General features: G+C 70.4%; 9 protein-coding genes. 6 read left to right on the top strand and 3 right to left on the bottom strand.

Annotated features, from left to right (window positions below; all coding sequences use genetic code 11):
* The 4 genes from ACFV9O_RS12475 to ACFV9O_RS12460 form a co-directional block, all read left to right on the top strand.
* Positions 1-363 (top strand): Hsp70 family protein (locus tag ACFV9O_RS12475; RefSeq protein ID WP_385416003.1); only part of this gene is annotated, 363 nt, incomplete at its 5' end.
* Positions 363-1031: a nucleotide exchange factor GrpE gene (gene grpE / locus ACFV9O_RS12470; protein ID WP_385416001.1), complete on the top strand. Its 669-nt coding sequence runs from the start codon at positions 363-365 to the stop codon at positions 1029-1031. The genes ACFV9O_RS12475 and grpE, both read left to right, overlap by 1 nt.
* 45 nt (positions 1032-1076) lie before the next feature.
* Positions 1077-2255 (top strand): molecular chaperone DnaJ, encoded by a 1179-nt coding sequence (gene dnaJ / locus ACFV9O_RS12465; protein WP_385415998.1) that lies wholly within the window; start codon positions 1077-1079, stop codon positions 2253-2255.
* 4 nt (positions 2256-2259) lie between these two features.
* Positions 2260-2706: a heat shock protein transcriptional repressor HspR gene (locus tag ACFV9O_RS12460; RefSeq protein ID WP_385415996.1), complete on the top strand. Its 447-nt coding sequence runs from the start codon at positions 2260-2262 to the stop codon at positions 2704-2706.
* A 62-nt stretch (positions 2707-2768) separates the two neighbouring features.
* Here ACFV9O_RS12460 and ACFV9O_RS12455 read toward each other — a convergent pair whose 3' ends face one another.
* Together ACFV9O_RS12455 and ACFV9O_RS12450 are read right to left on the bottom strand one after the other, a co-directional pair.
* Positions 2769-4487 carry a fibronectin type III domain-containing protein gene (locus tag ACFV9O_RS12455; protein ID WP_385415994.1) on the bottom strand — a complete coding sequence of 573 codons (1719 nt, stop codon included), beginning with the start codon at positions 4485-4487 and terminating at the stop codon, positions 2769-2771.
* Between the two features lie 105 nt (positions 4488-4592).
* Entirely contained in the window at positions 4593-5588 is a 996-nt protein-coding gene (locus tag ACFV9O_RS12450; protein WP_385415991.1) for a helix-turn-helix transcriptional regulator, read from the bottom strand.
* Positions 5589-5874: 286 nt separating this feature from the next.
* Here ACFV9O_RS12450 and ACFV9O_RS12445 point away from each other — a divergent pair, with 286 nt between their 5' ends.
* Positions 5875-6195 (top strand): (2Fe-2S)-binding protein, encoded by a 321-nt coding sequence (locus tag ACFV9O_RS12445; RefSeq protein WP_385415989.1) that lies wholly within the window; start codon positions 5875-5877, stop codon positions 6193-6195.
* Positions 6196-6323: 128 nt separating this feature from the next.
* On the opposite strand, the gene ACFV9O_RS12440 is transcribed toward ACFV9O_RS12445, so the two are convergent.
* Positions 6324-6737, bottom strand: a complete 414-nt coding sequence (locus tag ACFV9O_RS12440) for a pyridoxamine 5'-phosphate oxidase family protein (RefSeq protein ID WP_385415986.1) — start codon at positions 6735-6737, stop codon at positions 6324-6326.
* 126 nt (positions 6738-6863) lie between these two features.
* Here ACFV9O_RS12440 and clpB point away from each other — a divergent pair, with 126 nt between their 5' ends.
* Positions 6864-9449, top strand: a complete 2586-nt coding sequence (gene clpB, locus ACFV9O_RS12435) for an ATP-dependent chaperone ClpB (RefSeq protein WP_385415984.1) — start codon at positions 6864-6866, stop codon at positions 9447-9449.
* Positions 9450-9590: the final 141 nt, after the last annotated feature.

Here is a 9590-nt window from a genome sequence, read left to right as displayed (position 1 = left end):
CACCGCCGCCGCGAGGCCGCCGAGACCCGCAACCAGGCCGAGCAGCTCGTCTACCAGACCGAGAAGTTCCTCAAGGACAACGAGGACAAGGTCCCGGGCGAGATCAGGACCGAGGTCGAGGGTGCCGTTGCCGAGCTGAAGGACAAGCTCAAGGGCGAGGACACCGCGGAGATCCGCACCGCGACCGAGAAGGTCGCCGCCGTCTCCCAGAAGCTCGGCCAGGCCATGTACGCCGACGCGCAGGCCCAGCAGGCCGCGGGCGGTGCCGGTGACGCCGGTGCCTCCCACGCGAAGGCCGAGGACGATGTCGTCGACGCCGAGATCGTCGACGACGAGAAGGACCAGAAGGGTGGCGCTGCCTGATGACGGAGGAGACCCAGGGCTTCGAGGAGAAGCCCGACGTCCCCTCCGGCGCCACTCCCGACGAAGCGGCGCAGGCCGCCTCCCCCTCAGGGGAGGAGGGGGCGGCCCCGGCCGGGGACGAAGCACAGACGGCGCCTCAGGCGGCGCACACGGCCGGTCTGACGGCACAGCTGGACCAGCTCCGGACCGCGCTCAACGAGCGCACGATGGACCTCCAGCGGCTCCAGGCCGAGTACCAGAACTACCGTCGCCGGGTGGAGCGGGACCGGATCACGGTCAAGGAGATCGCCGTCGCGCAGCTCCTGACCGAGCTCCTGCCCGTCCTCGACGACATCGGCCGTGCCCGCGAGCACGGTGAACTGGTGGGCGGCTTCAAGTCGGTGGCCGAATCGCTGGAGACGGTCGCCGCCAAGATGGGGCTGCAGCAGTTCGGCAAGGAGGGCGAGCCCTTCGACCCGACGGTCCACGAGGCCCTGATGCACTCGTACGCACCGGACGTCACGGAGACGACCTGCGTCGCGATCCTGCAGCCGGGCTACCGGATCGGCGAGCGGACCATCCGCCCCGCGCGGGTCGCGGTGGCCGAGCCCCAGCCGGGCGCGGCGCCCGCGGCTCCGAAGGAGGAGCAGTCGGCAGGCGAGGAGAGCGGTGGCCCGGACGAGGGCTGACGTGATCGGTGACGGAAACGGAATCGTCCGAGAGGAGGGACGTCGATGAGCACGAAGGACTTCGTGGAGAAGGACTACTACAAGGTCCTCGGCGTCCCCAAGGACGCCACCGAGGCCGAGATCAAGAAGGCGTACCGGAAGCTCGCCCGCGAGTTCCACCCGGACGCCAACAAGGGCGACGCCAAGGCCGAGGAGCGCTTCAAGGAGATCTCCGAGGCCAACGACGTGCTCGGCGACGCCAAGCGGCGCAAGGAGTACGACGAGGCGCGCGCCCTCTTCGGCAACGGCGGCTTCCGGGCAGGCGGCCCCGGTGCCGGCGGCACGTTCAACTTCGACCTGAGTGACCTCTTCGGGGGCACCCAGACCGGGGGCGGCGGCGCCGGCGGCTTCGGGGGCGGCCTCGGAGACGTCTTCGGCGGCCTGTTCCACCGTGGCGCCGGGGCCGGCGCGCGTACACAGCCCCGCCGCGGCCAGGACATCGAGTCCGAGGTGACGCTCAGCTTCACCGAGGCGGTGGACGGGGCCACGGTCCCGCTGCGGATGTCCAGCCAGCAGCCCTGCAAGGCCTGCTCGGGCACCGGCGACAAGAACGGCACGCCGCGCGTGTGCCCGACCTGTGTCGGCACCGGGCAGGTCTCGCGCGGCGGCAGCGGCTCGTTCTCGCTGACCGACCCGTGCGTGGACTGCAAGGGCCGTGGGCTCATCGCCGAGAACCCGTGCGAGGTCTGCCACGGCAGTGGCCGGGCCAAGTCGTCCAGGACGATGCAGGTCCGCATCCCCGCGGGCGTGAGCGACGGCCAGCGGATCCGGCTGCGCGGCAAGGGCGCACCGGGCGAGCGCGGCGGCCCTGCCGGTGATCTGTACGTCGTCGTCCATGTCGACCCCCACCCGGTCTTCGGCCGCAAGGGCGACAACCTCACCGTCACGGTGCCGGTCTCCTTCGTGGAGGCGGCGCTCGGCGGCGAGGTGAAGGTGCCGACGCTCGGCGGGCCCCCGGTCACGCTGAAGCTGCCCGCAGGCACGCCCAACGGCCGTACGATGCGCGCCCGTGGCAAGGGCGCCGTCCGCAAGGACGGCACCCGCGGCGATCTCCTGGTCACCGTGGAGGTCGCGGTGCCGAAGGACCTCGGCCCCGAGGCGCGCGAGGCCCTGGAGGCGTACGGGAAGGCGACTGCGGGCGAGGATCCGCGGGCAGAACTGTTCCAGGCTGCGAAGGGAGCATGACGCCATGGACGGCCGACGTCGAAACCCTTACGAACTGACCGACGAGACGCCGGTCTACGTCATCTCGGTCGCGGCCCAGCTCTCGGGCCTGCACCCGCAGACCCTGAGGCAGTACGACCGCCTCGGCCTGGTCTCCCCGGGCCGCACCGCCGGCCGGGGCCGGCGCTACTCGGCCCGCGACATCGAACTGCTCCGCCAGGTGCAGGCGTTGTCGCAGGACGAGGGCATCAACCTGGCCGGTATCAAGCGCATCATCGAACTGGAGAACCAGGTCGCGGCGCTCCAGGCCCGCGTAGCCGAGCTCGCGGCGGCGGTGGAGGGCGCCGCGGCGGCGATGCAGCAGCGCGAGGCGCAGGTGCACGCGTCGTACCGGCGTGATCTGGTGCCGTACCAGGACGTGCAGCAGGCGAGTGCGCTGGTGGTGTGGCGGCCTAAGCCGAAGCGGGACTGACGTCGGCAGGACATACGAAGGGGCCGGGAGGTGTGAACCTCCCGGCCTCGGCGTCTCTCAGGTCACTGCGCCGGTGCGGTGACCGCCCAGTCGCCCGCCGGCGGGGACTCGGTGCCGTCCGCGGCCACGGCGGTCACCCAGTAGTAGGAGGTGGTGCCACGCCTGGCGCCGGTGTCGAAGTACGGGACGACATTGCTGCCGAGATCGGCGATCTTCTCATAGGCCTCGGTGGCCGGGTTCCAGCTGTAGACGCGGTAGCCGCCCGCGGCCTCGGGAGAGTCCTCGGCGAGCCCGTGCCATGTCACCTGGTTGCCCTCGTCGCCCTCCGCGGGCCACACAGTGACGTCCAGCGGCGAGCCCTCGGGCGTCGCCACGCTCGGCGTCGTGTCGAGCTCGGTCGCGGTCACGATGTTCGGCGAACGGGTCCACTTGTAGTGGGAGTTCCAGTCGTCGTCGACGGCGTCGATGAAGAAGCAGCGCTCCTCGCCGTCCGGGAGGGTGGCGTACGCGTACGAGGTGGTGTCGGCCGACAGCCACTCCACCTCGTACACGGAGCAGACCCTCTCCTCCTCGTCGCCCACGAGTTCGCCCGCGTACACGACGTACCGCCCCAGGTCGGGCGTCGGGTTCGCGTCCCAGTGCAGCGCGAAACCGTACTCGGTCGGGGTGACGGACAGTCCGGTGACGGCGGACGGCGGGGTGAGGTCCGTGCGCTTGCCGCTGACGGCGGCGGATCGCGTGGACTCGTTGCCCGCCGCGTCGAGAGCTGTCACACGGTAGTAGGAGGTGACGCCCTCGGGGGCCGAGGCGTCCAGGTACGAGACCTGACTCGTACTACCGACCCTGGTGTAGGTGCCGTCCGCGCTCGCCGCCCGGTAGACGCGGTACGAGACGGCTCCCGTGACCCCGCTCCAGCCGATCCGCAGCCCGCCCGTCTCGGATGCGGTGGTGAGTCCGGTGGGTGTGGGGGGTGGTGTTTTGTCGGTGGTGGTGAGGGATTGGAGGGCTGAGCCGCCGGATTCGTTGCCGGCTTTGTCGATGGCGCGTACGACGTACTGGTACGTGGCGCCGGTGGCGGGAGGGGTGTTGGTGTGGGACGTGGCGGTCAGGGGGGTGGTGGTCTGCCGGGTCCAGGTGGTGGTGCCGGCGGGGCGGCGGTAGACGTGGTAGCCGGCGAGGTCCATCTCGGGGTTCTTGGCCCAGCGGATGGTGGCTTTGAGGGTGGCGGGGTCGTAGGCCGCGGTGACGCCGGTGGGGGCGAGGGGTCTGACGGTGTCGACGGTGGCCGTGGTGCGGGGGGCGTAGGTGAACTTGACGTTCGCGTAGCCGGTCCAGGCGACGAAGTCGACGCGGATGGTGTGGCGGCCGGTGGGGATGGTGAGGTTGACGGTCCGGGTCTGCGTGGTGGAGACGTTCTTCCAGATGTCGACCTTGCGGACGCCGTCCACGTAGACGCGGATGCCGTCGCGGACGGCGGTGGTGAGGCTGAAGGGTCCGCCGGAGCCGAAGTTGCGGGTCGTCTGCCAGCGGACGGTGAAGTTGTCGCTGGGCAGGGTGACCCCGGCCGGGTCGCCGGTGCCGTAGTCCTCGTTGATCGAGGTGTCGCAGGTGGTCAGCTTGGGAGTGCCGCTGAAGGAGGTGTTCGGGTAGTACGTCGCCTTCCACACGCCGTCCGCACAAGCGACGGTGGCTGCGTGGGCGGTGGCCGGCAGGGCAAGTCCCGCGGTGGCCGCGGCGATGGCGGCGGACATGGCGCAGGCAGCGCGGAAACGCTGGTGCATGGGTATCGGTGGGTCGCTCTCGGTCGTGGGGAGCGTGGGGGCGGCACCCGGGGGACGTGGGGGGAGCGCCGGCAGCGCGATGATCGCACGCCGGCGCGGCCGTTGTCAGCCCTGTTCCGACGGGGCGGAGAGGATCCCGGACTGTGCGATCAGATAGCCCAGTTGCGCTCGCGAACCACTGCCGAGAGTGGACGCGAGTTTGGCGATGTGGGTGCGGCAGGTGCGCACGTTCATGCCGAGGCGGCGGGCTATGGCCTCGTCGACGTGGCCCTCGACGAGGAGTTTGGCGATCGAGCGCTGGACGCCGCTGATGCCGTCCAGTTCCGGGGTGTACGAAACGACCTGGTCGTCCCAGGGGACGCCGTGGAGCCAGAACTGCTCGAAGACGCCGACGAGATACTGCACCAGGCCCTCGTGGCGCAGCTCCAGGGCCACCCGGCGGTCGCTGCGCGCCGGGATGAAGGCAACTTTCCGGTCGACGATGATGAGCCGGTCGATGATCTCCTCGAGGGTGCGGACCTCCGCGCCGTACGGGGCGACCCGCTCGACGTAGGCCATCGTGGCGGGGTGGTGGCGCGCCGTGTGCTGGTAGAGCGTGCGCATCCGGACGCCGCGGTCGACGAGAATCTCCACGCGCCGCAGCCCGTCCTGCAGGGTCGCCGGCCTGCGCCCGCTGCCGGGCTGCACTGTCAGCAGCTCCTCGGTGCACTCGTCGATGACGCGGTCCAGCGTCGCGTTGATCAGGCTCAGGCCCTCGAGCACGGTGATCGCATGCGTCGTCGACGGGTCGTGCGCGCTGATCGTCATGAATGGCTCAAACGCGTCCGTCAGCGATGTCGTGAGACGTCTGCGCTCTTGGATCTCCCGCTCTATGGGGTGTATCAGCTGGTGCAGAGCAACGGCCGGCGGAACCGGACGGAGCCATTCACTGTCGTCGGGATCCGGGCGCAACATGGCCAGGTCAATGAGGCAGGGGGCGTCGGCCACCTCGGCGCGGGCTATGCGGCCATTGCGCAGAGCGGACGCATAGAGATTCTTCCCCGCCTCGCACAGCTCGTCGTGACTGTGCTTGTCTCCCGAATCGCCCCTCTTCGCCTGCATTTGCACCCCCCTCAGGGTCCTGAATTACAGGAACATGATGCCTGCACTCGCTGGTGGAAGCGTTCGGAGTGAGCCATCGTCTTAGGCGCGGGGGAGGAGGTAATGATCAAAAGAGGTGGAGATCGGCGATGACCAGGATGGTTCGTGCACTTTGCGCTATAGCCGTTGCGGCTGCTCTCGGTGTTCTTGCGTTGAGCGGCGAGCCCACATGGGAGTCTGCGCCCGCGTCGGTGACCGCGACCCCGGGTGAACCCACCTGGGAGAGCGCGCCGGCGGACATCGACGCATGAGTGTTCCTCCGGACGACCGCGTCTTCCGTCGCGAGATGGCGACCGCGTACCGATCAGGGTGGCACTTCATCGATCTCGCCACGGCCATCCCCCGCCGTGGCGACTCGCTGATGGTCACGCTCTTCGGCGAGCCGATCGTGGTCGCGCGCGGCGAGGACGAGGAGATCCGTGCGTACCGCTGCCTGCGGAGGCCCCGCGGGGCTCCGCAACCCGTTCGCTGTGCCATCAGGTACGGCATGATCTTCGTCAATCTCGACCAGCGCGACCACCAGCTGGTCGAGCCGCAGACCATCACCGCCACCCCCCGCAGTGCCTGAGCGGTTCCCCCGTCGTTCCAGATCGCTCAGGTGCTTCCCCCACACAGCGGCGCCATCGTGGACCTGAAACACGATGGCGCCGCTGTGCTGTGCTCTTCGTTCTTTCCTCGGACGCGCCGGCCCCGCGGCTACGCCCGGCCCATCGCGCGGGTCAGGGCGATCTCGATGACCACCCGGTCCGGGTTTGGCGCCGGGGTGCGTCCGTACCGCTCCGCGTAGCGCGCGACCGCGTCGGCGACCACCTCGGGTTCCGTGCGGACCGTGGCCCGGCCCTCCAGAGTCGCCCAGCGCCCCTTGTCCACCTGGCAGACTGCGACCGGTGCCGGCTCCGGGCCGGCGGCCAGGATGTTGGCGACCTTGCGGCTGTGCTTGTTGGTGATGACGCGGGCGATGCCCTTCTCGCCACCCTCGGGGTCGTACGTGACCCCCACCGCGACGACGTGCGGGGTGCCGTCCGGGCGCGGGGTGGTCAGGGTGCACATGTGGTACTCGCGCCAGAAGCCGAGGTAGGAGGGGTCGGGGTTCCGTGGGTCGATGGCCATGCCGCGAACCTATCGCCGGAGCCTGCTCCCCCCGTACCTTGAGCGGAATAGACTCAACTTTGTGTACGTTGGACGAGTCACACTCGAATGACGTGACTGTGACGAGCCGAGGAGGAGAGACCGCACGTGGACGCCGAGCTGACCAACAGGAGCCGGGACGCGCTCAACGCCGCTTCCAGCCGAGCCGTGTCCGACGGGCACCCCGATCTGACCCCCGCGCACCTTCTGCTCGCGCTCCTCGCGGGTCAGGACAACGAGAACATCACCGACCTGCTGGCCGCCGTCGACGCCGACCAGGCCGCGGTACGGTCCGGGGCCGAGCGGGTCCTCGCCGACCTGCCCAGCGTGACCGGGTCCACCGTCGCGCCCCCGCAGGCCAACCGTGAGCTGCTCGCCGTCATCGCCGACGCCGCGAGCCGGGCCAAGGAGCTCGGTGACGACTACATCTCCACCGAGCACCTGCTCATCGGGATCGCCGCCAAGGGCGGACGGGCCGGCGAGGTGCTGTCCGGGCAGGGCGCCACGGACCGGAAGCTGCTGGACGCGTTCCAGCGGACGAGGGGCGTGCGCCGGGTGACGACGCCCGACCCGGAGGGCCAGTACAAGGCGCTCGAGAAGTTCGGTACGGACTTCACGGCCGCCGCCAGGGACGGGAAGCTCGACCCCGTCATCGGCCGCGACCAGGAGATCCGCCGCGTCGTGCAGGTGCTGTCGCGGCGCACCAAGAACAACCCCGTGCTGATCGGTGAGCCCGGCGTCGGCAAGACCGCCGTCGTCGAGGGGCTCGCCCAGCGGATCGTGAAGGGCGACGTCCCCGAGTCGCTGCGGAACAAGCGGCTGGTCGCCCTCGACCTGGGCGCGATGGTTGCCGGTGCGAAGTACCGGGGCGAGTTCGAGGAGCGGCTGAAGACCGTCCTCTCCGAGATCAAGGAGAGCGACGGCCAGATCATCACGTTCATCGACGAGCTGCACACCGTCGTGGGCGCGGGCGCCGGCGGCGACTCCGCGATGGACGCGGGCAACATGCTGAAGCCGATGCTCGCGCGCGGCGAGCTGCGCATGGTCGGCGCGACCACCCTCGACGAGTACCGCGAGCGGATCGAGAAGGACCCGGCGCTGGAGCGGCGCTTCCAGCAGGTGCTGGTCTCCGAGCCGACGGTCGAGGACACCATCGCGATCCTGCGCGGCCTCAAGGGGCGGTACGAGGCGCACCACAAGGTGCAGATCGCGGACAGCGCGCTGGTCGCGGCCGCGACGCTGTCCGACCGGTACATCACGTCCCGCTTCCTGCCCGACAAGGCCATCGACCTCGTCGACGAGTCGGCGTCCCGGCTCCGCATGGAGATCGACTCCTCGCCCGTCGAGATCGACGAGCTCCAGCGCGCCGTCGACCGGCTGAAGATGGAGGAGCTTGCGCTCTCCAAGGAGACCGACGAGGCGTCCAAGCAGCGCCTGGAGAAGCTGCGCCGCGACCTCGCCGACAAGGAGGAGGAGCTGCGCGGCCTCACAGCCCGCTGGGAGAAGGAGAAGCAGGGCCTCAACCGCGTCGGTGAGCTGAAGGAGAAGCTCGACGAACTGCGCGGCCAGGCCGAGCGCGCCCAGCGCGACGGCGACTTCGACACCGCCTCCAAGCTGCTGTACGGGGAGATCCCCGCGCTGGAGCGGGAACTCGCGGAGGCCTCCGAGGCCGAGCAGGAGGCCGCCAAGGACACCATGGTCAAGGAGGAGGTCGGCCCGGACGACATCGCGGACGTGGTCGCCTCCTGGACCGGGATCCCGGCGGGCCGGCTGCTGGAGGGCGAGACCCAGAAGCTGCTGCGCATGGAGTCCGAGCTGGGCAGGCGGCTGATCGGCCAGAGCGAGGCCGTACGGGCCGTGTCGGACGCGGTGCGCCGCTCCCGTGCGGGCATCGCGGACCCCGACCGCCCCACCGGCTCCTTCCTCTTCCTCGGCCCGACCGGTGTCGGAAAGACCGAGCTGGCGAAGGCGCTCGCGGACTTCCTCTTCGACGACGAGCGGGCCATGGTCCGCATCGACATGTCGGAGTACAGCGAGAAGCACAGCGTCGCGCGCCTGGTCGGTGCCCCGCCCGGCTACGTCGGGTACGAGGAGGGCGGCCAGCTCACCGAGGCGGTGCGCCGGCGCCCGTACAGCGTGGTCCTGCTCGACGAGGTGGAGAAGGCACACCCCGAGGTCTTCGACATCCTGCTGCAGGTCCTCGACGACGGACGGCTCACCGACGGCCAGGGCCGGACGGTGGACTTCAGGAACACCATCCTGATCCTCACCTCCAACCTCGGCAGCCAGTACCTCGTCGAGCCGCTGACCAGCGAGGAGGAGAAGAAGCAGCAGGTCCTGGAGGTCGTGCGGGCCAGCTTCAAGCCGGAGTTCCTCAACCGGCTCGACGATCTGGTCGTCTTCTCGGCCCTGTCGAAGGACGAGCTCGCCCGTATCGCCGAGCTCCAGATCGACCGCCTCGCCCGGCGCCTCGCCGAGCGCCGGCTGACCCTGGAGGTCACCCCGGCCGCCCTGCAGTGGCTCGCCGACGAGGGCATGGACCCGGCGTACGGCGCGCGGCCGCTGCGCCGCCTCGTCCAGACCGCGATCGGCGACCGCCTCGCCAAGGAGATCCTCTCCGGCGAGGTCAAGGACGGCGACAAGGTCCGCGTCGACCGCTTCGAGGACGGCCTGATCGTGGGACCGGTGCAGTGATGCCCGGGGGCGCGGGGCAGTGATGCGGGGGCGGGGGGGCCGGCCCCCCCCCCCCCCCCCCCGGTGCCGCCCCCGACCCATCCCGCCCGAAGGCCAGTGTGGGGTGTCCCCCCCCCCCCCAGATACGGGAGGGGGGGCCCA

The organism is Streptomyces sp. NPDC059909 (genome assembly GCF_042730885.1).
GTDB lineage: Bacteria > Actinomycetota > Actinomycetes > Streptomycetales > Streptomycetaceae > Streptomyces.
This window is presented reverse-complemented; position numbering and strand designations above follow the sequence as displayed.